Genomic DNA, 23,571 nt, shown 5'->3' with positions numbered 1-23,571 from the left:
CGGCGATTGTCAGTGGTGGGCTCTAGCGTCGTTGCCATGACGCGATCAGTGCAGGCACTCGCCTACGCCCGACCGTCCGCCCTCGAATCCGCAGAGGGCGGACGGCTCCTCGGTCTGGAGACCTCCGGCGGGCTCACACCGACGGGTGCCCAGGCGCATCCCCACTTCTTCTCCGGCTTCCTGGCGTCGCCGCAGACAGCGGCGCGGGGGCTGCTGGCTGTCGCGGACGTCGCGGCCGCCCGCTACGTCGACCGGACTCGGAGACCGCTGCTCGACCCGGTGGTGACGGGAAACGGCGACCGGCTGCGCTTCGAGTCGTTCTCCGGCTGCTGCGGGGTGTATGCCCGCCTCGATGTGCTGCGCGAAGGTCTGGACGGCGCGCAGACCGGGCACGGCACGACCAATGTGGATGTCAACAACCCCCTGCGCGAAGCTCTTTCGCGGATGACCGGCGACGAGCCGCTCCATCTGCGGGTCGGTCCGCAGGAGCTGGCGGTGACCACACTGGACGGCGCCGTGGTGGAGAAGAAGGTTCCCCTGCCGGACCGCTGGCTGCGAGGGTTCGCCGAGGCTCAGGTGGCGAGCGTCGCCTTCGATCTGCGGGCCGAGCTGCCCGCCGCCGAGGCGGTGCGGTTTCTGCGGTCGTTGCCCCGTGGCTCCGGCGGTGCGTCCCGCGGTGCGATGTGGGTGGTGCCGGCCGGCAAGACGCTGCGGCCGACCACCCGGCCGGTGGCGGGGGCGGTGTGCCTGCCGGGGCCCGAGCGGCTGGCCACGCTGCAGCGGGTGCTGCGGCAGGCGACGGCGCTTCGGGTGTACGGGCCCGTGGCCGACGGAGCGGCGACCGCAAGCGCCTGGGAGGTGGTGCTGCCGGGGATGCGGCTCACGCTCACCCTCTCGCCCGAGGCGTCGCGCGGGTTTTCCGGCGAGGGCGGGGTACTGGAGGCGCTGGCCACCGAAGAGGCCGCCCAAGACGCGGAGTTGATCTCCGTACTGCTGGCGTGGGAGCCACGGATCGACCCGGCCGAGCTGGCCGCGCAGTCCGGCCTGACGGTCGAGCGGGTACGAGCGGCGCTGACCCGGCTCGGCACGGCGGGCCGGGTGGGCTACGACATCGCGGACGCGGCCTACTTCCACCGGGAGCTGCCGTACGACGCGGACCGGGCCGAGCGGCACAATCCGCGGCTCGTCGCGGCCCGCGCGCTGGTTGCGGCCGGGTCGGTGGAGCTCGCCGGGGACCTGACGTCCGTCTTCTCCGGTGAGCGCAGGTACCAGGTGCGGGAGGCGGGCGGGGTGCTCAGCTGCACCTGCCAGTGGTGGTCGGACTACCAAGGACGGCGTGGCCCCTGCAAACACGCGCTGGCGGTCCGCATGGCGCGGCGCGGGGCTGCGGCGACCGGGGCGGTGGCCGATACCGGAGCGACCGGGACGAGCGCCCTCACCGCCGGAGGTGCGCGATGAAGGAGCTGCTCGCCGCCGTCCGGGAAGGGCGTTCCAGCGAGGTTCCGGGGCTGTTGAAGCCGCTGACACCGGCTGAACGCAAGGCGTGCCTCGTCGAGTTGAAGGCGCTGCGGGCCGAGCTGCGCGGCTGGGACTGGGACCGCTGGCAGGAGCGTTTCAAGGTCAGCAGGGCGCTGCTGCCCGCGGGCGCAGGCTGCCACACGGGCGCCGCGGCCGCGGCCGCCTGGATCGGTGCCCGGGATCTGCGCGACGGGGGCCGGCCACTGCACTCAATGCTGATCGACCTGCTCTCGGACCGCGACCCCCAGTGGCTCGGCGACCTCGCCCACCGCCTCGCCGGGCGCTCCTCGACCGCGGAGGAGGACTACCCGCTGATCGATGAGCTGGTGCGGCTCGCCAAGTGCGGGATTCCCACCACGGACGGCGTGGTGTACGGCTGGGCCGAGGCGGTCACCTCGGCCCGGGGCAAGGGACTCGGCAGGCTGGGCGAGGACCCTCATGTACGGACCCTGGTACCGCGGCTGTTCGAAACGCCTCAACTGGCCCGTACGCTCGCCTGGTACAACGACCCCGAAGCACCGAACCACTGGCCGACGGCGCTCACCGCTCTGGCCACGGAGGGGGTGCTCGACCGGACAGTGCTGGTGGACGCCTGCGTCGCCCGGCTGCTGCGCGGCGGACGGCCCGGTGAGATGCGGTTCTTCCTGGTCCTGCTGCGCCGCCTGGAGCTGACCCCGGCGGAGGAGGGAGCCAGGGCAGCCGACTGGATCGGCATGGCGGCCGACGGGATGTCCACGGTCGCCGCGCACGCCCAGGGCGTACTGGCCCGGCTCGCCGAGAGCGGCGAGCTCGCCGCCTCCGCCCTGGCCGAGGCGTCGGGTGCCGTTCTCTTCCGTACCGAGAAGAAGCTGGTACGAGCCCAACTGGTTTTGTTGGGCAAGGTGTTGCGACGGGACGCCGACGCCGTCGGCGAGCTGCTGCCGGTGGTCGCCGATGCCTTCGGTCACCAGGACGTGGGCGTTCAGGAGCGGGCGCTGAAGCTGGTGGGCCGGCATCTGCCCGCCGCCGACGACTGCCTGCGCAAGGAACTGGCCGCGGCCGCGAACCTGTTGAGCCCGGCGCACCGGAAGGCGGCCGTGGAGATCTTCGGCGCCCTGCCGGACGACGGGGTGCCGGGTGAATACGAGGAGACCCTGCCGCCCGCCCCGGAACCCCGGAGGCTCGCACCCGCCGCCGACTCGGTGGCCGAGCTCGTCGAGGACGTGGTGGTCCAGCTGCGGGCCGACGACGATGTGAGTGAGTTCGAGCGGACCCTGGACGGGCTCGTCCGCCTCGTCCACCGGGAGCCTGCGGCGCTGGCCGATGCGCTGCGCGCCGCGCTGGCCGATCGCTGGTGGCTCGACGACAGCTACCGCTGGGACCGGGACCAGCGCTTCTCCGGCCATCCGTTCGGCTTGGAGGTGGTGACCGCCGCCCTGCTGGAGCGGGTGTCCGTCAGGACTCTGCACAACGCTCGCGTGCCCGCGACCGCATCGGACAGCTGCGCCCACGCGGGTCTCGACGGCATCTTCAACGCGCGGATGTGGGAAGCCGCCTTCCGTGTGCGCACCCGGCCGCTGCCGTTCCTGCTCGCGACGCCCACCTGGCACACCGGCGCGCTGGACGCCGACGAACTGGTCGCCCGGCTGCGGGAGTACCGGCGGCTCGACGTGCCACCTGGTCCGGTGGACTTCGCCCAGGCGCTGTTGCGCGTGCCGCGGGACACCGGCGGCAGCGCGGCGCGGGCCGCCGCGCAACTGGGCACCACGGAGGGCGACCGGCTAGCGGCGTGGCTGACCGGGGAAGGGCCGGTCGTCCCCGCGCTCCAGAGCGGGGACGAGGCCGAAGTCCCGGCGCCGGCCACGCCCGGTCGTTGGCAGCCCGGGAGATACACGCGGCGCAGGCTCGACGAGACCAAGGGCCGGCTCGCGATCCAGCGGGAGTTCCCCCGCTCGTTCCACTGGCTGGGCCGCGCGCAGAGCAACTCCTACCGCAGCTGCTACCACTGGGCGGCTGGACGGACGCACTGGGTCGCCGCGCTGCCGCACGAACGAGAGGCGCACGCCACCTGGATGCTGCCGGGGCTGACTGCGTGCGCGCTGGAGGATCTGCCGGGTGCGACCTGGGGTCTGCCGCCGCTGGCCGAGGCGGACAGTCCCGCCGGTGCCGGCGACCCCGGGCAACCGGCAGAGCCCGCGGGGCCCGCGCTGCATCGGGCTCTTGCCACCGGTCTCGGTGCTCGTAGCCACGAGGACCGCCTTGCGGCGGTGGACGCCCTGCTGGTGCTGGCCGCGCGGGGCCGGCTGGACGGCTCACGCCTCGGCCGTGATCTGGCCGAGCTCGTCGGGCAGGGCACGGTGAAGCCCAACCGGCTGGCCGCGTCGGTCCGTACGGCCGCCGCGACCGGTGCGTACGCCACGACCTGGTCCGTACTGGCCGGGGCGCTGCCCGGCCTGCTGGGCGCGGGCCAACCTCCCCGCGGGCTCGGGGAGATACTTGCCGTGGCGGCCGAATGCGTCGAGCGCTGCGGGTCGGCCGCCGCGGTTCCGGGCAGCCCGGGCGGGGTACCCGGTCTTGTCGACCTGGCGGGACGACGGGGATCTTCCCAGCTCATCGCGCAGGCGTCCCGGCTGCTGACCGCATTGGATCACCGAGCCGAACACTCCACGCCAGAAACGGCTAAAAATAGACGATAGGGGTCCAGAACCACGCTTTACCCATCAGTCACAAAGCGTTCGTGATCACGCAACACCGTTCGGCCACAGTGATGGCATGACAGATGTGACTTCTGCGAAGAGTGCCCGCCGTCCACACCACTGGCGGCGGGATCTGGTCGAGTTGGCGGCCTTGTTCACCGCTGTGGCGGTCGCCGACGCTGTCGCGAACATGATCGGGCACGCGCCGGACGGCCCGTTCCTGCTCGTCGTCTCGGCCGTGGCCCTCGTCGCCACGGCAGCGTTCCACACATGGTGGGCACGACGCCACAGTCATGCCCCTCCGAAGCACGCCACGGATACCGCCGGCGCCACAGCTCACAGCGCTGCCGCGACCGAACCCGAGGAGGACCTGTACGAGACCATGCTGTGGCGGATGCGTACGACCGTACGGGACAGGCCCGGCAGCCTGGCCGCACTGTGCACCGCACTCGCCCGGCACCGGGTCGACATCCTCACCCTCCAGACGCACCCGCTCGCCGAGGGCACGGTGGACGAGTTCCTGCTGCGCGCCCCGGCGACGCTGCAGGCCCATGAGCTCACCCGGGAGGTCTCGACAGCGGGCGGCAGCAACACCTGGATCGAGCGCGCCGACACCCACGATCTCGTCGACACCCCGACCCGGGTGCTCGGCCTCGCCACCCGTACCGCGCTCGACGCGGCCGAACTTCCCCTCGCGCTGCGCCAGTTGCTCGGCCGCTGCACGATCCACTCGGTGCCCGCCGTCACCCTCAGCGGCCGGCCCTCGGGCGAGACGCCGCCGGTGGAGGGCGTGCTCGAGGACACCGTGATGCGGCTGCGCGACCCGAACGGTGGTGCCATCACCGTCGAGCGGCCCTATCTCCCCTTCACGCCCACGGAGTTCGCCCGGGCCAGGGCCCTCGTCGAGCTGGACGCCCGGCTCGGCCCCCGCATCCCGCGCAGCCAGGACGTCCTCACCCTCCCCGAGGGCAACGAGATCACCGTGCGCCGTGTCGACCAGAGTGACCTCGAGGCGGCCAGGGCGATGCACGAGCGCTGCTCCGACCGCACCCTGAGCATGCGCTACCACGGTCCGGTCGGCGACGCCGGCCGCTACCTCAACCACCTGCTCAGCCCGCGCTACGGCCGCACTCTCGCCGTGCAGACGGCCTCCGGCCGGCTCGTCGCCCTCGGCCACCTGCTGTGGGACGGCGACGAGACCGAGGTCGCGCTGCTCGTCGAGGACGACTGGCAGCGCCGCGGCATCGGCGCGGAACTGCTCGGCCGGCTGGTCGCCCTCGCCGTCGAGGCCGGCTGCGAGAGCGTGTACGCCGTCACCCAGTCCTCGAACACCGCCATGGTCGCGGCCATGCGCGGCCTCGGCCTGCCGCTCGACTACCAGATCGAGGAGGGCACGCTGGTGGTCACAGCCCGACTGGGCGCGACCGCCGCTCGTCCCCGCTCCCGCTTCGAACAGGCTGAGCGCTGAGTGCCTCGGTCAGATCGCGCCACAGATCCTCGACGTCCTCAAGACCGACCGACAGCCTCAGCAGCCGGTCACTGACGCCCGCCGAGCGCCGGTCTCCCTCAGCCACAATGCGGTGGCTGATGGAGGCGGGGTGCTGGATCAGCGTATCGACGCTGCCGAGGCTGACCGCGGGAGTGATCAGCCGTACGCCCGCGATCACCCGGCGCGCGTCGCCGTACACCTCGAAGGACACCATCGCGCCGCCCACCTGCGGATAGTGGACGCGGGCGACACGCGGGTCGGCGGCCAGCCGGCAGGCCAGATCGGCGGCGGTGGTGGACGCGGCCCTTATCCGCACCGGCAGGGTGGACAGTCCGCGAAGCAGCAGATATCCGGCCATGGGGTGCAAAATACCGCCGGTGGCGAAGCGGACCTGCCGCAGCAGGCGGGCGAACTCCTCGTCGCAGGCCACCACGCCGCCCATGACATCGCCGTGCCCGCCCAGATACTTCGTGGCGCTGTGCAGCACGATCCGGGCGCCGTGTTCCACCGGCCGCTGGAGCACGGGCGTGGCGAAGGTGTTGTCGACGAGCAGCGGGACGGATCCGCACGCGTGCCGCAGCGCCCGTAGATCAACCTCCGCCAGGGTCGGATTCGCCGGTGTCTCCACCATCACCAGGCCGGTGTCGGGCCGGATCGCCGCCGCGATGCCCGCCGGGTCCGTCCAGGTCACCTCGTTCCCCAGCAGCCCCGCGGTGAGCAGATGGTCACTGCATCCATACAGCGGCCGCACGGCCACCACATGGCGCAGCCCCATACTCGCCCGCACCAGCAGTACGGCGGTGAGCGCCGCCATCCCGCTGGCGAAGGCCACCGCGCTCTCGGCGCCTTCGAGCCGGGCGAGCGCGGTCTCGAAGCGGGCCGTGGTCGGGTTGTCCAGCCGGGCGTAGACGGGCGGCCCCTCCAGGCGCGCGCCGGTGGCCGCGAACTCATCGATCCGCTCCGCCTCGCCTGCGGCGTCGTACGACGGGTAGGTCGTGGAGAGGTCCAGCGGCGGGGCGTGCAGTCCGAGCTGCGCGAGGTCCTCGCGTCCGGCGTGGACTGCTTCGGTGGCCAGCGCCCGCGGGGTGTGGGCGGTGAAGGCGGTGTTTTCCATGGCGGCACTGTGAACACTGACCGGAAGGTTTTGGCCTGAGCCCGTGCTACGTTCGGCGAATGGCTGAAACTGTCGCTCTCGACCCGGTGGATCTCCAGATACTCCGCCTGCTGCAGAACGACGCCCGGACCACCTATCGCGATCTTGCGGCGGAGGTCGGAGTGGCTCCCTCCACCTGCCTGGACCGGGTGGCGAGGCTGCGCCGCTCCGGTGTGATCCTCGGGCACCGGCTGGCACTGGACCCGGCCCGGCTCGGCCGCGGGCTGCAGGCGCTGCTCTCAGTCCAGGTGCGTCCGCACCGACGTGAACTGATCGGCCCGTTCGTGGAACGCATCCGTGCGCTGCCCGAGTCGCGGGCGCTGTTCCATCTCACCGGGCCCGACGACTACTTGGTGCACGTGGCCGTGGCGGACACGGCGGATCTGCAGCGTCTGGTCGTGGACGAGTTCACCTCACGGCCCGAAGTCGCCCGTGTCGAGACCCGGTTGATCTTCCAGCAGTGGGACTGCGGCCCGCTGCTTCCGCCCGCCACGCAGGGGTGACTGACAGGCCGCTGAGATCCGATGATGGTGACGCGGGGGCCCCACTCGTATGAGGATGTGCGCATGCCAGTCACCCTCAGCAGCGCGCTGCCGCGCCAGGTCGCCGACGCGTACGTCGACGCACTCATCGAACTCGATCCGACCATCGGCACTTTTCTCGGGATCAAGGAGAGCTCGGGCCTCCTTCCCGACTACTCCCCCGCAGGTCAGGAGCGATTCGCCGAACTCGCCCGGGAGACACTGGCCCGGCTCGACGACGCCGAGAAGCTGCCGGGCGCGAAGAGCGATGCGGAGCGGCGCTGCGGCCGGTTGCTACGGGAGCGTCTGACGGCCGAACTCGCTGTTCACGAGGCGGATGAAGGGCTGCGCACGGTGAGCAATCTGCGCTCGCCCGTACATACGGTGCGCGAGGTGTTCACCGTGACACCGGCGGAGACCGAAGAGGACTGGGCGGCCATCGCGCAGCGGCTCCGTGCGGTGCCGCATGCGCTTGAGGGTTACCGGGCCTCACTGGCACTGGGACTTGAGCGCAAGTTGTTCGGCGGTCCACGTGCCACACAGACGAATATCAGCCAAATGACGGACTGGCTCGGTACCGGCCACAGCTGGTTCGAGGATTTCGTCGCGGACGGCCCCCTCACGCTCCGCGCCGAACTCGCCGAAGCGGCCCACGTGGCCACCGGTGCCCTGTCCGACCTGCGCGACTGGATGCGCGATGTCTACGCGCCGGCCGTCGCGGACGCGCCCGACACCGTCGGCCGCGAGCGTTACGCCCGCTGGTCGCGCTTCTTCAACGGAACCGACCTCGATCTCGACGAGGCGTATGCGTACGGCTGGTCCGAATACCACCGGCTGCTGGCCGAGATGAAGACCGAGGCGGACAAGATCCTGCCCGGCGCGGAGCCCTGGGAGGCACTTGCGCATCTCGACGTGCACGGCGAGCACATCGAGGGCGTCGAGGAGGTACGGGTCTGGCTGCAGAAGCTGATGGACGAGGCCATTGAGGCGCTGGACGGCACGCACTTCGAACTCGCCGAGCGGGTACGGAAGGTGGAGTCCCGGATCGCTCCGCCCGGCGGTGCGGCAGCCCCGTACTACACCGGCCCCTCGGAGGACTTCACCAGGCCCGGCCGGACCTGGCTGCCGACGATGGGCGCGACCCGCTTCCCGGTGTACGACCTGGTGTCGACCTGGTACCACGAGGGTGTGCCCGGCCACCATCTGCAGATCGCGCAGTGGGCGCATGTCGCCGATCAGCTCTCCCGCTACCAGGCGACGGTCGGCGGCGTCAGCGCCAACGCCGAGGGCTGGGCACTGTATGCGGAGCGGCTGATGGACGAGCTGGGCTTTCTGCCGGACCCGGAACGCAGGCTCGGCTATCTGGACGCCCAGATGATGCGGGCGTGTCGAGTGATCGTCGACATCGGCATGCATCTGGAGCTGCAGATTCCGGCGGACTCGCCGTTCCATCCGGGCGAGCGCTGGACTCCGGAGCTGGCGCAGGAGTTCTTCGGCAAGCACAGCGGGCGGCCCGCGGAGTTCGTGGAGAGCGAGCTGACGCGGTATCTGTCGATGCCGGCCCAGGCGATCGGCTACAAGCTGGGTGAACGGGCCTGGCTGCTGGGCCGCGAGAACGCTCGCCGGGCGCACGGCGATGCGTTCGACGCGAAGGCGTGGCACATGGCCGCGCTCTCGCAGGGTTCGATGGGGCTGGACGATCTGGTCGACGAGCTCTCCAAGCTCTGACGGTGCGAAGCTCTGACGTACGGGGCGGTGACCGGGCTCGCCCGCATGGCATGAGCCCGGCCACCGTTGCCGCCGTCGACGCCAACGGCTCGCGGATCAGCAGCCGCAGTCGTCCGCGGCGAGCGGCGCGGTCAGCGGGTCGGCCGCCCTCCTCCGTGCGCCCTCCCAGGTCTCGAACTCGAAGCCCTCACGCGCCCAGTACTCGAACCCGCCGAGCATCTCCTTGACCTGATAGCCGAGTTCGGCGAGGGCCAGCGCGGCGCGGGTCGCACCGTTGCAGCCCGGGCCCCAGCAGTACGTGACGACGGGCACCGACCTGTCCAGCAGCTGCTCTGCCTGCTCGGGGATCAGCGCGGTCGGCAGGTGGATCGCACCGGGAACGTGCCCCTGGTCCCAGGACTCGTTGGACCGGGAGTCGAGGACGACGAATCCGGGGTCGCCGCCGGCCGCCAGCGCCGAGGCGACGTCGGAGACATCGGCGTGAAAGGCCAGGTGGGCACGGAAGTAGGCGGCCGCAGCGGCGGGCGGGGCCGGCGGAACGCGAAGGACGGGGTTCGTGGTGAGCTGCGTCGTCGTCATGACGGAAAATCTACGGTCGGTGATCGCGCGGCTGAAGTGAGATTCCCCGGCAGTTGTCTTGATCGGCCGGGGATTGCGCTGCTATCTCTCTCACATGACCGGATATTCACCGGACGCCACTGACTGGCGCATCCTTCATGCCCTGCAGCACCAGGGCCGGGCCACCTTCGCCGAGCTGGCGAGGGCCGTCTCCATGTCCGCGAGCGCGGTCACGGAGCGGGTGCGGCGGCTGGAGGACGCGGGCGTCATATCGGGGTACACCGCGGTGGTCGACCAGGAGCGGCTGGGCCTGCCGGTCCTCGCGTTCGTACGGCTGCGCTATCCGCACGGCAACTACAAGCCGTTCCACGATCTGCTGGACACGACGCCCGAGATTCTTGAGGCACACCATGTGACCGGCGACGACTGCTTCGTGATCAAGGTCGCCACCCGGTCCATGAGCCATCTCGAACAGGTCGCGGGCAGGATCGGCGCGCTCGGCTCGGTGACGACGAGCGTCGTCTACTCCTCGCCACTGCCGCGCCGGCCGATCAGCCGCTGAGCGGGGCCGAGCGGAGCCGCACCACCGAACCGTGCCGCTCCTTGACGATCTCCAGCTGTGCCGGGATACGGCGGCGCAGATCGGCGACATGGCTGACGATGCCGACGCTGCGGTCCCGTTCACGCAGCGAGTCGAGTACGTCGAGCACCTCGTCCAGGGTCTGGTCGTCCAGGCTGCCGAAGCCCTCGTCGATGAAGAGGGTGTCCAGCCGTACGCCCCCGGCCTCGTCGGTGACGACATCGGCGAGGCCGAGCGCGAGGGCGAGCGAGGCGAAGAAGGTCTCGCCGCCGGAGAGCGTCGAGGTGTCGCGCTCACTGCCGGTCCAGGCGTCCACGACATGCAGCCCGAGCCCGGAGCGCTTGCCGCCGGCCCGGGCGTCGGAGTGCACGAGGGTGTAGCGGCCGGAGGACATACGCTGCAGCCGTGCGGTGGCGGCGGCCGCGACCTGTTCGAGGCGGGCCGCGAGAACGTACGACTCGAGCCGCATCTTGCGTTCGTTGTCCGCGGAGGTGCCGGCCGTGAGCCCGGCCAGCCGGGCGACCCGGTCGTACTCCTCGCGCAGCGGGCCGAGTCCGCGCACTTCCGCGACGGCCTGGCGGGACAGCCTGGCCAGTTCCGCGCACCGGTCGCGGGCCGCAGCGAGCGCGGACGCGGCGTCGCGCAGGAGACGCTCGGCCGGGTCGTGGGCCGCCCCGGCCGCCTCGGGGTCGGCGGGCGGATGCTCGGCGGCACTGCGGGTCTCCGCCTCGGCGAGCCGGTCGGCGACGGCGGCGGCCTCGGTCTGCCAGGCGTCGATACGGTGCTGCAGTTCGCGCTGTTCCGCATCGCCGACCAGCGCGGCGGAAGCGGCACGCGGCGTGTCGAACCCGGCCCGGAACGCCGCGTCGGCCAGCCGGTCGTCGGCCTCCTTCAACCGCTGCGCGGTGACGTCGAAGGCCCGCACGGCATCGACGGCCTCGCCGAGCAGCCGCACCCGGCGCTCCAACAGCGCGGCATGCTCGGCAACACTGCCGGCGCCGCCCCTGGCCAGGGCCAACTCGCCTTCGAGGGCAGTCTGTTCCCGCTCGAGTGCTTCCCGCTGCGACGTGCGGGCGGCAACCCGCCGCTCGGCCTGCTGCTGTGCGACAAGCCGCTCCTGGTGCTCACGCTCGGCCTGATCGAGGGCTTCGCGGGCAGCGTGCATACCGGAGGCGATGCGGTGGGCTTGCGAGTGCTCGATCTCCAACTGCTGGACGAGGGTGGTCAGTTCGCGCACATCGGGATCGCGATACTCAGCTGCCGCAGGGCCGCCTCCGGCGGGCCTGCCCGCCGCCTCATCGGCCGCAGGGCCGGCGCCAGGGGACGAGCCCACTCGAGGGGCCGAGCCCTCCGGCGCATCGAGCTCGTCCCCGAGCCCCGGAATGCGGCTTTCCGCGGAGCCGCCCCCGGCCACATCCACCTCACGGCTCGGCCCCGGCGCCGAGCCCTCCGCGGGCCTGGCCGCCGCAACCGAGCCCCCCGACGCCGCATCGCCTTCCGCCGCGCCGAGGTCAGCGCCCCGCGCGGCCCGCGCCTCGTTTCTCGCCGTTGTGAACGCCTCGCGCACCACCGCAAGTTCGCGTTCCGCCGCCCCCCTCGTCGCGTCCGCGCGCGTGTAGTCCGCGTACGCCGCGTCCTCCGCCGCCCGGTCCACATGACCGGCTCCCGCGCGGGCCGGCGCGGGATGGTCCGGCGAGCCGCAGACCGCGCACGGATCGCCCGGCACCAGGCCGGTCGCCAACTCCGCCGCGATGCCACGGAGTCGGCGTTCCTTGAGGTCGAGCCAGCTTTCACGGGTCGCGTTGGCGTGCTCATGGGCCGAGCGCAGCAGTTCCGCGGCCTGCTCCGTGCGGGCCGCCAGCTCGTCCCGTTCGCGGGCCGCGCGCAGTCTGCGGCGGGCGGGGTCGAGCCGGCCCGCGAGGTGTTCCGCGCGGGTGGCGGCATCCTGCGCCGCTGCGATCCGGTCCTGGTGGGTGCGGCGTACGGTCGCCCAGTTCGCCAGCCAGCCCGCCGCGTCCTGGAGGATGTCGTCGTCCGCCCGCGCCTGGCGTTCGAGGTCCGCGCGTTCGCGGGTGATCTCCGCGCTGCGTCGCTCCGCACGCCGCGCGGCGTCGAGACCACCCAGGTCCTGGCGAAGTCCCCGCTCCAGGGCCGCCAGTTGCTCGGCCCCGGCCTCGGCGAGCTCCGGCGGCAGCCCGGTGCGTGTCCGCTCGCGGTCCGCGCTCGCGACCCGCTGGTCCCGCTCGGCGTCGTCCCGCAGCCTCAGCGCGGGTTCGACGAGCTCCGCCTTGCGGGCCCGTTGCAAGGTGGCCTGCAGCTGCTCCCGCTCGGGACGCCGCACCTCCAGTGCGGCATGTCGTCGCCGGGCGTCCTCGTAGCGCTCCTGAAGGCCGGCGAGTTCCCGTTCGGCTTCCAGCGCATGGCGGGCTGCGGCCTGCCGGCTCTCGGCCGCGGCCAGCGCGCACCCGGCGATGTCCAGCCGCTCTCGCGCGCCCGCGCGGGCGACGGCCGCCCATTCCAGGACGGCCGCGGCGAGCCCGGGATCGCCCGGTTGCCGGCGCGGCGGCGGCCAGTCGCCCGCTGCCGCGCCCGCGGCCTGCTCCATCCGGTGGGCGATCGCGAGCAGCCGCTCGTCACCGGCCCGCACCTGCTGCTCGGCCCCGCGCCGCTGCTCGGCAAGGCGCTCCTCGACCGCGGCGAACCGCCGGGTGTCGAAGAGCCGCCCGAGCAGCTTGCCCCGCGCCTCCGCATCCGCACGCAGGAAGCGCGCGAAGTCGCCCTGCGGCAACAGCACCACCTGGCAGAACTGGTCCCGGCTCATCCCGACGAGCTGGGTGATCTCGTCGCCGATCTCCTGGTGGGAACGGCTGAGCGCCTTCCACTCCCCCGCTTCCCAGTCGTACTCCCGCAGCCAGCTCTGGGCCTTCTCGGTGGTGAAGCCGGCGCTCTTCTTCTTGGGGCGCGGCTGCGCGGGCCGCCGGGTGATCTCCAACCGCCGTCCGCCCACGGTCAGTTCGAGGCACACCTCGGTGTATGTCCCGGCCGCGGCATGGTCGCTGCGCAGTGACGCCCCCGGGCTCTGCCGCGCACCCGGCACCGCTCCGTACAGCGCGAAGCAGACCGCGTCGAGGACAGACGTCTTGCCCGCGCCCGTCGGCCCATGCAGGAGAAAGATCCCGGCGGCCGAGAGCGCGTCGAAGTCGACCTCCTGGCCCGAGCCGAACGGGCCGAAGGCGGTGACGCTCAGCCTGTGCAGTCTCACCCGGCCACCTCGCGCACGCCCATCTCGACCCGTACGGAGTCGAAAGCGTCGCGCAGCACCGTGCGCTCCCGGTCATCGGGTCCGCTGCCGCCGCGCACATGGGCCACGAAGTCCTCCGCGATCTGCTGGTCGTCGCGCCCCTTCAGCCGCTGCGCGTACGAGGCGGCCGCGTCGCCGTCGGAGCGCTCGGGCTCGAAGACGAGGCTCAGCGTGTACGGAAAGCGCTCGGCCAGCCGCGCCATCGGCTCGGCCGGGCGCACCGGGTCGGTGAGGGTCGCCTCGACGAACGACTGCTCGTGCGCCGCCGACGCCGGGTCCTCCAGCAGTTCCTCCAGCGTCCCGCGCAGCCGGGCGAGGGGCCGCGGCACGGGACAGTCGATTCGCTCCGCGCCGATCTCGCCCTGCGCGCCGAGGTCGATGAGCCACATCGTCTTTCGGTGCTGCGACTCCGAGAAGGAGTACGCGAGGGGCGAGCCCGAGTAGCGCACGTGCTCGTTGATGGTCTGGCAGCCGTGCAGATGGCCGAGGGCGACATAGTCGACGCCGTGGAAAACCCCTGCGGGTACGGCGGACACGCCGCCGACGGTGATGTCCCGCTCGCTGTCGCTCTCCTGGCCGCCCGCAACGAAGGCATGGGCGAGGACGACGGACCGGGTGCCCGGCTCGCGCTTCGCGAGGTCGTCCCGTACCCGCTCCATCGCCGCGCCGATGACGGCCTCGTGGTGCGCCTTCTCCGTCTTGAACTCGTCCTTCACCAGGGCGGGTTCGAGATAGGGCAGCCCATAGCAGGCGACCGGGCCGTGCGCGTCGCCGAGCAGCACGGGGGTGGCGCACCCGGCCGGGTCGGTGCGCAGATGTATGCCGGCGCGCTCGATCAGCCCGGCACCCACGCCGAGCCGCCGCGCCGAGTCATGGTTCCCGGAGATCATCACGGTCGGCACACCCGCTCCGGCGAGCCGGTGCAGCGCCTCGTCGAACAACTCCACGGCCGTGAGCGGCGGCACCGCCCGGTCGTACACATCTCCTGCGACCAGCACCGCGTCCACGTCGCGCTCGCGCACCGTCGCCACCAGGTGGTCGAGGAACGCGGACTGGGCGTCGAGCATGCTCACCCGGTGGAGCGACCGCCCCAGGTGCCAGTCCGACGTATGCAGGAATCTCATGATCCCCGAGAGTATCGGTGGGGTCGGACATCGCGGGCGGCTTCAGGCGTAAGGGCACCTTCAGGCGTAAGGGCACCTTCAGGCGTAAGGGCACCTTCAGGCGTCTCCATACGCTTCACCGCCCAGCTCCAGCCCCGCCGTGCCCGCCGTGGCGTCGGCCAACCAGCCGCGGAAGGCGTCCACATCGGCGTCGGGCAGACCGATCTCGATGGTCACGGCCTCCCCGTACCGCACCTCGCGCACATCGCGTCCGGTCGCCCGCAGATCGTTCTCCAGCCTGCCCGCCCGCTGATGGTCGACGGTGACGGTGGCGAGCCGGAAGCGCTGCCTGGTGAGGGTGCCGAGCGCGTCCAGGGCTTCGCCGACCACTCCGCCGTACGCCCTGATCAGCCCACCCGCGCCGAGTTTCACACCGCCGTAGTAGCGAGTGACCACAGCTACGACATAACGGACCTCACGCCGCATCAGCATCTGCAGCATGGGCACACCGGCCGTGCCGCCCGGCTCACCGTCGTCGCTCGCCTTCTGCACGGCCGCGTCGGCGCCGATGACGTATGCGAAGCAGTTGTGCGTGGCGGTCGGGTGCTCCTTGCGGATGCGTGCGACGAAGGCCTGCGCCTCCTCCTCCGTCGCGGCGGGCGCCAGCGCGCAGATGAAGCGCGATCTGTTGATCTCGGTCTCGTGCACACCCTCGCGGGCGACCGTCCGGTACTGCTCCTGCATCCGGCCACCCTATGCGCCGCACAGAGCGGAAGGCGCCGGGGGAATGCGCGGAAGGGAACGCGAAGGGAGGCACTCACCTGTGATCCACCGCACATCCGGCCCGCACCTGTGATGTTTCGGCGGAGGCCGGCGCTGGGTAGTGCGGGTCGCCCATGTGACGGGCGTGCCGCAAATGGACTTTCGGGAAAGGTGGGGCACTTGAGCCCGCGTACGTCGCATGCGTACAGACCACTGAGCATGAAGCGCCGAGTCTGGCTGACCGTGGGCGCCGTCGTCCTCGGCGGGGCGGGGGTGGTCACCATAGCCATGGCCAACCCGTCCGACCCGCCGAGGAAGCAGCACCAGGAGGAGCGGGCGGCGAAACTCCGCACGCTCCAGATCACCAAGGGCGCATCGAACGACAGGGAGCTGCCGACCACCGACACCGAGCCGTTCTCCCTCGTCGGCATCGGCTGGGACAGCGCCGCCGCCGAGGTCGAGGGCACGGCCCAGGTGCGTACCCGTGACGCGGAGACCGGCAAGTGGTCCGGCTGGCAGGCGCTCGAGCTGGACGCAGACCGGCCGGACTCCCCCGAGGGGAGCACGGCCCAGGGCGCGTCCGAGCCGCTGTGGGTGGGCCCGTCGACCGCGGTGCAGGTTCGGGTGAAATCAGGCAAGTCCCTCCCCAAGGGCCTCAAACTGCACATGGTCGACCCCGGCGTCAGCAAGGCCGAGGCCAAGAACCCGGCAGCTCCGCTCATGGACAGCGCCGCATTCGCCGTGGACGAGACCCCGTCCCCCTCCGCGAGCGAACCCGGCGTCCCGACGGACTCGCCGTCGCCGACCGATTCCGTGACTGCGTCCGACTCGGCCTCGCCGACGAGCGTCCCGACCGAAACGGCGGCACCATCGGCGTCGGTGACGGCTCCATCGCCGACCGCGACCCCGACGCCGACCCCCACCAAGCCGACGCCACTGCCGTCGACGGTGCAGCAGCCGCCGATCATCAACCGGGCGCAGTGGGGCGCGGACGAGTCGATGGTCGACGACCCCGCCGAGTACATCGAGAAGGTGCAGGCGGTCTTCATCCACCACACCGTCGGCTCGAACAACTACAGCTGCGCGGAGTCGGCCGCACTGGTCCGCGGCATCATGACGTACCACGTCAAGACCGAGGGCTGGAACGACCTCGGCTACAACTTCCTGGTCGACAAGTGCGGCCAGATCTTCGAGGGCCGCGCCGGCGGCATCGACCTGCCGGTCAAGGGCGCCCACACATACGGCTTCAACAGCTACTCCACCGGCATCGCCCTCCTCGGTGACTTCGAGGGCGATACCGCCACGGGCAAGCCGGCGGGTAAGCCGACCACCGCCGCGCTGCAGTCGGCCGCCCGCGTCGCCGCCTGGAAGCTCGGCCAGTACGGCGGCAACCCGAAGGGCACGGTGACACTGACCGCCCAGGGCAACACCGGCAAGTGGACCGAGGGCCAGCAGGCCACGATGAGCGTGATCTCGGGTCACCGTGACGCCTACGCGACCGCGTGCCCGGGCAAGAACCTCTACGCCAAGCTTTCCTCGATTCGCGACTTCGCGGCCGGCCCCGGCCGCAACTCCGCCATCCCGACCGCCGACTTCAACCGGGACGGCATCACCGATCTGGTCGCGGGCCTGCCGCGGGTCGCGAGCGGCGACGGCTCGGTCACGGTTCTGCCCGGCACCCTGAACGGCCCGACCGACGCCGGCCGGCGCACCCTCAACCAGGAGAGCCCGGGTGTGCCCGGCCGCTCCGAGAGCGGTGACGCCTTCGGAACCTCCTCCGCGTACGGGGACGTCAACGGCGACGGCTACGCCGACCTGGTCATCGGCGTCCCCGGCGAGAACGAGCTGGCCAGCCAGGTCGACACGGGCTCCGTCAGCGTCATGTACGGCCCGGCGTTCACCACCGGCAAGGCGTACTGGACCGATGCCGCCGTCCGTACGAACGGCGAGAAGCTGGGCACGACCGTCGCCGCGGGTGACTTCAATGCCGACGGCAAGGCGGACGTCTTCTCCGTCGCCCCCGGTGTGCCGGGCCGCTGGTGGGCGTACGACTCCGCCGGCGGCACCGCGAAGTCCGGCCTGCTGAACACCGCCGCCTACACCGGCCCCGTCGCCTACGCCGCGGCCGCCACCGGCGACTTCAACAAGGACGGGTACGCCGACGTCGCTGTCAACTTCCGTGACCCCAGCGGGATTTCCCGGCTCCTGTGGCTGAAGGGCTCCGCCTCAGGCCTCCAGCGCGTCGGCATCCTCGACGCACGAGGCGGGCGCAGCCTGGCCGCCGGCGACATCAACGGCGACGGCTACACCGACCTCGCCGTGGGCCAGCCCTCGGCCACCGAGTCCGGCACGACCGCCAAGGGAGGCGCGGTGACCGTCGTCCTCGGCTCGTCCACCGGTCTGACCTCCACCGGCCGGATCACGCTCCACCAGGACTCGACGAACGTTCCGGAAGTCGGCGAAACCGGCGACGACATGGGCGCGTCCGTATCCGTCGGCGATCTCAATCTCGACGGATACGCGGACGTCCTCACGGGCGTGCCGGGCGAGGACATCACGCGCAGTGGGTCCACTCGCGCGGACGCGGGCATGGTGATCCTGCTGCGCGGCTCGGCCGCGGGCCCGACGGGCACCGGTTCCTCCGCGTACACGCAGGACACCACCGGCATCCCCGGCGACGCCGAGGCCGGTGACCGTCTCGGTTCGTCCGTCTCGCTCACCGATCTGTCCGGCTACGGCCGCGCCGATCTGGCCATCGGCGCGGACGGTGAGGACGCGAACAACGGCACCATCCTGCAGCTCGACAACAGCGCCGGCAGCGGGATTGTCACCACCTCGGGCATCTACTACGGCACCACGGCCCTGGGTGCTCCCACCGGTGTCCGCATCGGACAGGTGCTGACGCCATAACCCGCCCAACCCCGCCCAACCCTGGCCGGCCGTACGGCCCAGGCTCCCCCACGGGGCCCGGGCCGTACGGCCGGCCTCGTTGTGCACATCCACGCGCCCCGGGGCGGGTTGGCCCTCGTCGGCACCGATGGGAGTGATAGCCGAGCCAATCCCTGAAAGCGGCACTTGCCCCTGCGCCACAATCGAACCCTCGCCCGAAGATTCATCCGTCCGGCGCCGTGACGGGGTGTTGATCAGGCACGTTCTCCGGGCACTCTCATCCCCACTGTCCCCTGAGGAGACGTCGTGGATCCCCTGCCTTCGCCTGCCATCGACCCGTGTGTGTCCGACACTTCCCGTCTCCGAAAGCAGTTGGCGTCACTCAGGCCGACGCCGCGCCCCTCGTGGTTACCGCGGCCCGGCGACGGCCGGGTCGCGAGCGTCACTCCTCCGGTCCCGGGCGGGAGTGATGCGGCGTGAAGAGGTTCTTCGGGCAGGTACGGATGACCGAGCCCGTGGTCTCCGAGGCGGAGCGGGAGCTGTTCGGGGGGCCGCTGCGGTACGACACGGGCTGGTCCGAACATGAGCGGGCCTGGCTGGACTTGACGATGCTCACAGCGATCCGGGTCATGCCGCGGCTGGTGCGCGGGACACTGCGCCGGGCCTGGCAGGCGGACCGGCCGTCGCTGCTGGGGGTGGGGGTGAGCGAGATCGGGCAGGGCATCGTGGCCGCGGTGAGCCTGCTCGCGGTCAACGCGGTGATGCACGCCCTGCTCGGCGGCGGCACCCCGGTCGAACGGCTGCATACGGCCCTGCCCGCCCTGATCACCGTCGCGGTCGTCGCGGTGGTCAACGCCGGCCTCGCGGGCTGGTCCACCTCCCGGGCCGGACGCCTGGAGCCGCTGGTGGAGCGACTGGCCACTACCGAATACCTGGCAGCGGCCACCGCGGTGGAGCTGGAGGCGATCGAGGACCCGGAGTTCCGGCGTCTGATCGACGTGGCGCAGTACGGGGCCGCCTCCGCCCGGCGCATGATCGGCGCCTGCGTCGCCGCGCTCAACGGCACGATCGCCCTGATCGCCACCGCCGGAGTCCTCACTGTCCTGCACCCGGCGCTGCTGCCGATGCTGCTGTTGATCGCCGCCCCGCGCGGGTGGGGTGCGATGCGGGTGGCGCAGGAGCGGTACGTGTCGGTGATGACCTGGGTCGAGCACATGCGGGCCAGCCGCCTGATCGGCAATCTCCTCACCGAGCGCACCGCGGCTCAGGAGGTGCGGATCCATGCGGTCGGCTCGTTCCTGCTGGACCGCTACCGAGACATGGCCGAGAGCGCCGAGGCCGAGCAGAAGCGGCTCGCCAACGACAAGGCGGTCACCGAGCTGGTGGCTGCGGCACTCTCCGGCTTCGCCATGGCCTGCACCTACGGGGTGATGGGCTGGCTCATCGTGGCCGGCCACATGGAGCTTGCGGTCGCCGGCACCGCCGTGATCGCTGTCCGGTCGGGCTCGGCGAGCCTGGGGGCGCTGGTGATGAACATCAACCAGCTGCACGAGGAGTCCTTGTACGTCCAGGACCACGACCGGTTCCTCACCGAGGCGGCGCAGCGTGCCATCCCCCAAGGAGGTGCAAGCGTGCCCGTCCGGATGGACGAGGTGGCCCTGGACAAGGTCAGCTACCAGTACCCCGACCGGGACGAACCCGCACTGGACGAGGTATCGCTGACCGTACCGATGGGCTCCGTGATCGCAGTGGTCGGCGAGAACGGCTCCGGCAAGAGCACCCTGATGAAGATCCTCGCCGGGCTGCTGCTGCCACAGAGCGGCTGCGTGCGCTGGGGCGGCGTGGAGGTGACCGATCTGGACCGGACCCATCTCTTCGAACGGGTCACCCTGCTCACTCAGGATTTCCAGCGCTGGCCGGTGACCGCCGCGCTGAACATCCAGATCGGACGCCCCCACCAAGCCGCCTCCCACGAGGAACTGGAGCCCTCGGTCGGCTATGCCGGCGCGACGCCGGTCATAGCGAAACTGCCCCGCGGGCTGAAGACCTTGCTGGCCCGGATGTTCCGCGGTGCATCGGAGATCAGCGGCGGGGAGTGGCAGAAGATCGGGCTGGCCCGCACCCACTGGCGCACCGAGACCTGCCTGGCCGACAGCATCCTGATCGTCGACGAGCCGACCTCCGCACTGGACCCCGAGGCGGAGATCGAGGCCTTCGAGCGCATCCGGCGCCTGGCCGGCCCACAGCGCGCCGTCGTCCTGGTCACCCACCGCATGTCCGGCGTGCGCCACGCCGACACCATCTACGTCCTGAACCAGGGCCGCCTGGCCGAACACGGCAGCCACGACGAACTGATCGCGGCGAACGGACGCTATGCAGCGATGTTCCACACCCAGGCCGCTCAGTACGCCCCGGCCGCCCGCCCCGGCCTGCCTCGTCCCAGCACGCCGACCGTCCCGGAGCGCTCATGAGCAAAATGTCCCGCCCGTGAACGCTGCCCGGAGCCCACGGATGCGCGAGGTGGGGGTTACGAGCGGCGACGAGGTTTGCCGCGCTTGGCGCCCTTGGCGCCGCCGGAACCGCTCCGTGGGCTCTTGCCGGTCGACTTGCCGGCTGCGGGCTTTTGCCGTGTGCTGCCTGTATCGGGGCGCTTGCGCTTCGGCTGGGCCGGCGCCGGGGCCGGGGTGCGCCCCCGAGAGCTGTTGACGGTCCGCCCGCGGACGATCCCGATGAAGTCCTCCACCAGGTCGGTGGTCTCGTCCTGCGGCCACGACAACGCGACGCGCGACTCGGGGGCGTCCGAGACCGGCCGATAGGTGAGGTCCTTGCGGTGGTGCAGGCGGGCAAGTGACTGCGGGACGACCAGTAGCCCCACTCCCGCCGCCACCAGTTCGACGGCGTCCGCCGTCGTGGCGGGGCGCTCGTTGGCGGGCCGTCCCGGCGGCTGCTCCCAGTCGAGGGTGTCGTCGAGGGGATGCAGCACGATGTCGTCGGCCAGATCCTCCGCGGACACCTCGTCGACCGCTGCCACGACATGGTCCTTCGGGACGACGACCACCGTCGTTTCGGTGTAGAGGGGGATCGCGCTGAGGTCCGTCCGGTCGATCGGCAACCGCACGAAACCCGCGTCGGCGCCCCCGCCCCGCAACACGTCGGGTGCCTCGGCGGCGGACACCGCGATGAGGGTCAGTGGGACGTCGGGCAGCCGCTCGTTCCAGATCCGCACCCACTTCGTGGGCGTCACTCCCGGGACATACGCGAGCCGGAACGAAGGGGATACTTCCGAGCCTGTCACCGCGCCAGGCTACCGGTCATGGTCAGAGGTAGCGCACACGCTCGATACTCTTGACACCATGACGTCGCACAAGACCACCCAGACGATGAAGCCCGCCACCGCGGCAAAGAAGCTGGGTGTGTACCTCGAGGCCACCCCCGCCGAGTTCCAGGAAGGTGTCGTCTCGCGCGACGAGCTGAGTGCGCTGCAGGCCGATCCGCCCGAGTGGCTGGTGGAACTGCGACGCAACGGCCCGCATCCCCGGCCGGTGGTCGCGGCGAAGCTGGGCGTCTCCATCGCGGGTCTCGCACGTGGCGGAGTCACGGACGCCCTCACCACGGAGCAGATCGACGAACTGAAGCAGGACCTTCCCGAGTGGCTGCAAAAGGAACGCGCCACCCAGGCCGAGGTCCGCAAAGAAGCCGTGCGGATCAAGGAGAAGAACGCGGAGCGAGGCGATCAGCCCCGCCAACCGCGTTCCTGACCTCCAACCCCGCCGACATCGTTCCTGACCTCTCTCGACCGCTGGAAGTCCTCGGCGTCTCACCGGGAATCACAGTCCCGTAGCCACTGTTGCCAGCCTCAGCAGCCCTTTCAGGAAGCCAGAGGAGACCGACCGTGTACGGCGACCCAGCAACGATCCGCAAGATCCTCACCGAGCTCGGCGACACCTGGGCGGTCGTGGGCCTGTCGTCGAACCAGCGCCGAGCGGCGTACGGCGTCGCCGACGTCCTCCAGCGCTACGGCAAGCGCATCGTCCCGGTCCATCCGAAAGCCGAAACGGTCCACGGCGAGCAGGGCTATGCGACGCTCGCCGACATCCCCTTCCCCGTCGATGTCGTCGATGTCTTCGTCAACTCCGCCCTGGCGGGGCAGGTCGCCGACGAAGCCGTCGCCATCGGCGCAAAGGCCCTCTGGTTCCAGCTCGGAGTGATCGACGAGGGGGCGTACGAACGCGCCCGCGCGGCCGGTCTCGACATGGTGATGGACCGCTGCCCGGCTATCGAGATCCCCCGGCTGGGCTGACCCGGGGACCGGCCGAGGGCGCTTCCGGAGCGCCCATGGCTATGTACCGCGCCCTCGGAGTGCGCCCATACTTGCCCGTATCGGTCGGAGGGGGAGGCACCAGTTGGGGCAGCTGATTCACACCCGGGACGGTCGGACTCTCGCAGTGGAGCGGCACGGGAACCCGCATGGCAGACCGGTCTTCCTGTTGCACGGCACCCCTGGCAGCCGGCTGGGACCGGCTCCCCGCAGTGCGGTGCTGTACCGGCTGGGAGTGCACCTGATCACCTTCGACCGTCCCGGCTACGGCGCGTCCGACCGATTACCGGGACGGAGCGTGGCCCATGCCGCGGCCGATGTCGAAACCATCGCCGACGAGCTCGGCATCACCGAGTTCGCCGTCGTCGGCCGGTCCGGCGGCGCCCCTCATGCGCTGGCCTGCGCCGCACTGCTGCCGGAGCGCAGCGTGCGGACGGCGGCCCTCGTCGGCCTCGCTCCGCGCGATGCACAGGGCCTCGACTGGTTCGAGGGCATGACCGAGTCCAATGTCCGCGAGTACATCAACGCGGCGGCCGGGCACCGCCAGCTGACGGCCGCGCTGGAATTCCGTACGGTGACGATCCGGGCCGACCCGATGGCCTCGGTCGCCGCCATGCGCCACGGTCTGCCCGAGTCGGACCGCGAGATCGTCGCCGACGCGGGCATCCGGGCCATGCTGGTGCGCAACTTCGCCGAGGGGCTGCGCAGTTCGGCCGGCGGCTGGATCGACGATGTGATGTCGTTCAGCACCGACTGGGAGTTCCGGCCCGAGGACATCAGAGCCAAGGTGCTGCTCTGGCACGGCGAGGACGATGTCTTCGCCCCGGTGCAGCACACCCGGTGGCTGGCCGAGCGGATTCCCGGTGCGAAGCTGGTGATCGAGCGCGGGGCAGCGCACTTCGGGGCGCTGCGGGTGCTCACGCAGGTACTGATCTGGGCCACCCGGTGAGCCGCCCGCCGCTTCCTTCCGGCCGGG

General features: G+C 71.4%; 17 protein-coding genes. 11 read left to right on the top strand and 6 right to left on the bottom strand.

Annotated elements, in window-relative coordinates:
* Positions 1-36 precede the first annotated feature (36 nt).
* The 3 genes from OG729_RS33900 (at position 37) to OG729_RS33890 (ending at position 5,661) form a co-directional block, all read left to right on the top strand.
* Positions 37-1,458 (top strand): SWIM zinc finger family protein, encoded by a 1,422-nt coding sequence (locus OG729_RS33900; RefSeq protein ID WP_405809730.1) that lies wholly within the window; start codon positions 37-39, stop codon positions 1,456-1,458.
* A complete protein-coding gene (locus OG729_RS33895; protein WP_405809728.1) occupies positions 1,455-4,193 on the top strand; it encodes a DUF6493 family protein in 2,739 nt (912 codons plus the stop codon). The genes OG729_RS33900 and OG729_RS33895 overlap by 4 nt, the downstream gene beginning before the upstream one ends.
* A 76-nt stretch (positions 4,194-4,269) precedes the next feature.
* Complete coding sequence (locus OG729_RS33890) at positions 4,270-5,661, top strand: GNAT family N-acetyltransferase (protein WP_360870638.1); 1,392 nt, start codon at positions 4,270-4,272, stop codon at positions 5,659-5,661.
* Here the strand turns inward: OG729_RS33890 and OG729_RS33885 are convergent.
* Positions 5,597-6,796, bottom strand: a complete 1,200-nt coding sequence (locus OG729_RS33885; protein WP_405809727.1) for a trans-sulfuration enzyme family protein — start codon at positions 6,794-6,796, stop codon at positions 5,597-5,599. The genes OG729_RS33890 and OG729_RS33885 overlap by 65 nt on opposite strands.
* A gap of 59 nt (positions 6,797-6,855) precedes the next feature.
* Between OG729_RS33885 and OG729_RS33880 the strand changes: the two genes are divergently transcribed.
* Both OG729_RS33880 and OG729_RS33875 read left to right on the top strand, forming a co-directional pair.
* Positions 6,856-7,338: an Lrp/AsnC family transcriptional regulator gene (locus OG729_RS33880; RefSeq protein ID WP_360870632.1), complete on the top strand. Its 483-nt coding sequence runs from the start codon at positions 6,856-6,858 to the stop codon at positions 7,336-7,338.
* Positions 7,339-7,401: 63 nt separating this feature from the next.
* Positions 7,402-9,084, top strand: coding sequence for a DUF885 domain-containing protein (locus OG729_RS33875; RefSeq protein WP_405809725.1), 1,683 nt, complete (start codon positions 7,402-7,404; stop codon positions 9,082-9,084).
* Positions 9,085-9,180: 96 nt separating this feature from the next.
* Here the strand turns inward: OG729_RS33875 and OG729_RS33870 are convergent, their stop codons facing one another.
* Positions 9,181-9,663 (bottom strand): rhodanese-like domain-containing protein, encoded by a 483-nt coding sequence (locus tag OG729_RS33870; RefSeq protein WP_405809724.1) that lies wholly within the window; start codon positions 9,661-9,663, stop codon positions 9,181-9,183.
* A 94-nt stretch (positions 9,664-9,757) separates the two neighbouring features.
* On the opposite strand from OG729_RS33870, the gene OG729_RS33865 reads away from it, so the two are divergent.
* Positions 9,758-10,204: an Lrp/AsnC family transcriptional regulator gene (locus tag OG729_RS33865; RefSeq protein ID WP_405809723.1), complete on the top strand. Its 447-nt coding sequence runs from the start codon at positions 9,758-9,760 to the stop codon at positions 10,202-10,204.
* On the opposite strand, the gene OG729_RS33860 is transcribed toward OG729_RS33865, so the two are convergent.
* From OG729_RS33860 to OG729_RS33850, 3 genes are all read right to left on the bottom strand, one after another.
* Entirely contained in the window at positions 10,194-13,484 is a 3,291-nt protein-coding gene (locus OG729_RS33860; protein WP_405809722.1) for an AAA family ATPase, read from the bottom strand. The two genes, OG729_RS33865 and OG729_RS33860, sit on opposite strands and share 11 nt — an antisense overlap.
* Positions 13,481-14,647 carry an exonuclease SbcCD subunit D gene (locus OG729_RS33855; RefSeq protein ID WP_405809720.1) on the bottom strand — a complete coding sequence of 389 codons (1,167 nt, stop codon included), beginning with the start codon at positions 14,645-14,647 and terminating at the stop codon, positions 13,481-13,483. Before OG729_RS33855 ends, OG729_RS33860 begins: the two co-directional genes overlap by 4 nt.
* A gap of 96 nt (positions 14,648-14,743) precedes the next feature.
* The gene (locus OG729_RS33850) at positions 14,744-15,370 is read right to left on the bottom strand and encodes a YigZ family protein (RefSeq protein WP_360870615.1); all 627 of its coding nucleotides are present in this window, start codon (positions 15,368-15,370) and stop codon (positions 14,744-14,746) included.
* A 237-nt stretch (positions 15,371-15,607) separates the two neighbouring features.
* Between OG729_RS33850 and OG729_RS33845 the strand changes: the two genes are divergently transcribed.
* Both OG729_RS33845 and OG729_RS33840 read left to right on the top strand, forming a co-directional pair.
* Positions 15,608-18,298 (top strand): FG-GAP-like repeat-containing protein, encoded by a 2,691-nt coding sequence (locus tag OG729_RS33845; RefSeq protein WP_405809719.1) that lies wholly within the window; start codon positions 15,608-15,610, stop codon positions 18,296-18,298.
* A gap of 482 nt (positions 18,299-18,780) precedes the next feature.
* A complete protein-coding gene (locus tag OG729_RS33840) occupies positions 18,781-20,748 on the top strand; it encodes an ABC transporter ATP-binding protein (RefSeq protein WP_405811377.1) in 1,968 nt (655 codons plus the stop codon).
* A 56-nt stretch (positions 20,749-20,804) separates the two neighbouring features.
* Here the strand turns inward: OG729_RS33840 and OG729_RS33835 are convergent, their stop codons facing one another.
* Positions 20,805-21,572, bottom strand: coding sequence for a LysR substrate-binding domain-containing protein (locus OG729_RS33835; protein WP_405809718.1), 768 nt, complete (start codon positions 21,570-21,572; stop codon positions 20,805-20,807).
* 58 nt (positions 21,573-21,630) lie between these two features.
* Between OG729_RS33835 and OG729_RS33830 the strand changes: the two genes are divergently transcribed.
* From OG729_RS33830 to OG729_RS33820, 3 genes are all read left to right on the top strand, one after another.
* A complete protein-coding gene (locus tag OG729_RS33830; RefSeq protein ID WP_360870607.1) occupies positions 21,631-22,035 on the top strand; it encodes a DUF5997 family protein in 405 nt (134 codons plus the stop codon).
* Between the two features lie 134 nt (positions 22,036-22,169).
* The gene (locus OG729_RS33825; RefSeq protein WP_405809715.1) at positions 22,170-22,577 is read left to right on the top strand and encodes a CoA-binding protein; all 408 of its coding nucleotides are present in this window, start codon (positions 22,170-22,172) and stop codon (positions 22,575-22,577) included.
* A gap of 103 nt (positions 22,578-22,680) precedes the next feature.
* Entirely contained in the window at positions 22,681-23,544 is an 864-nt protein-coding gene (locus tag OG729_RS33820) for an alpha/beta hydrolase (RefSeq protein WP_360870601.1), read from the top strand.
* Positions 23,545-23,571: the final 27 nt, after the last annotated feature.

The sequence above is a fragment of the Streptomyces sp. NBC_00210 genome (assembly GCF_045160975.1).
Lineage (GTDB): Bacteria > Actinomycetota > Actinomycetes > Streptomycetales > Streptomycetaceae > Streptomyces.
This window is presented reverse-complemented; position numbering and strand designations above follow the sequence as displayed.

Coding starts and splice junctions, on each gene's coding strand:
- OG729_RS33900 (WP_405809730.1), top strand. CDS start 37: ATGACGCGATCAGTGCAGGCACTCGCCTACGCCCGACCGTCCGCCCTC.
- OG729_RS33895 (WP_405809728.1), top strand. CDS start 1,455: ATGAAGGAGCTGCTCGCCGCCGTCCGGGAAGGGCGTTCCAGCGAGGTT.
- OG729_RS33890 (WP_360870638.1), top strand. CDS start 4,270: ATGACAGATGTGACTTCTGCGAAGAGTGCCCGCCGTCCACACCACTGG.
- OG729_RS33885 (WP_405809727.1), bottom strand. CDS start 6,796: ATGGAAAACACCGCCTTCACCGCCCACACCCCGCGGGCGCTGGCCACC.
- OG729_RS33880 (WP_360870632.1), top strand. CDS start 6,856: ATGGCTGAAACTGTCGCTCTCGACCCGGTGGATCTCCAGATACTCCGC.
- OG729_RS33875 (WP_405809725.1), top strand. CDS start 7,402: ATGCCAGTCACCCTCAGCAGCGCGCTGCCGCGCCAGGTCGCCGACGCG.
- OG729_RS33870 (WP_405809724.1), bottom strand. CDS start 9,663: ATGACGACGACGCAGCTCACCACGAACCCCGTCCTTCGCGTTCCGCCG.
- OG729_RS33865 (WP_405809723.1), top strand. CDS start 9,758: ATGACCGGATATTCACCGGACGCCACTGACTGGCGCATCCTTCATGCC.
- OG729_RS33855 (WP_405809720.1), bottom strand. CDS start 14,647: ATGAGATTCCTGCATACGTCGGACTGGCACCTGGGGCGGTCGCTCCAC.
- OG729_RS33850 (WP_360870615.1), bottom strand. CDS start 15,370: ATGCAGGAGCAGTACCGGACGGTCGCCCGCGAGGGTGTGCACGAGACC.
- OG729_RS33845 (WP_405809719.1), top strand. CDS start 15,608: ATGAAGCGCCGAGTCTGGCTGACCGTGGGCGCCGTCGTCCTCGGCGGG.
- OG729_RS33840 (WP_405811377.1), top strand. CDS start 18,781: ATGACCGAGCCCGTGGTCTCCGAGGCGGAGCGGGAGCTGTTCGGGGGG.
- OG729_RS33830 (WP_360870607.1), top strand. CDS start 21,631: ATGACGTCGCACAAGACCACCCAGACGATGAAGCCCGCCACCGCGGCA.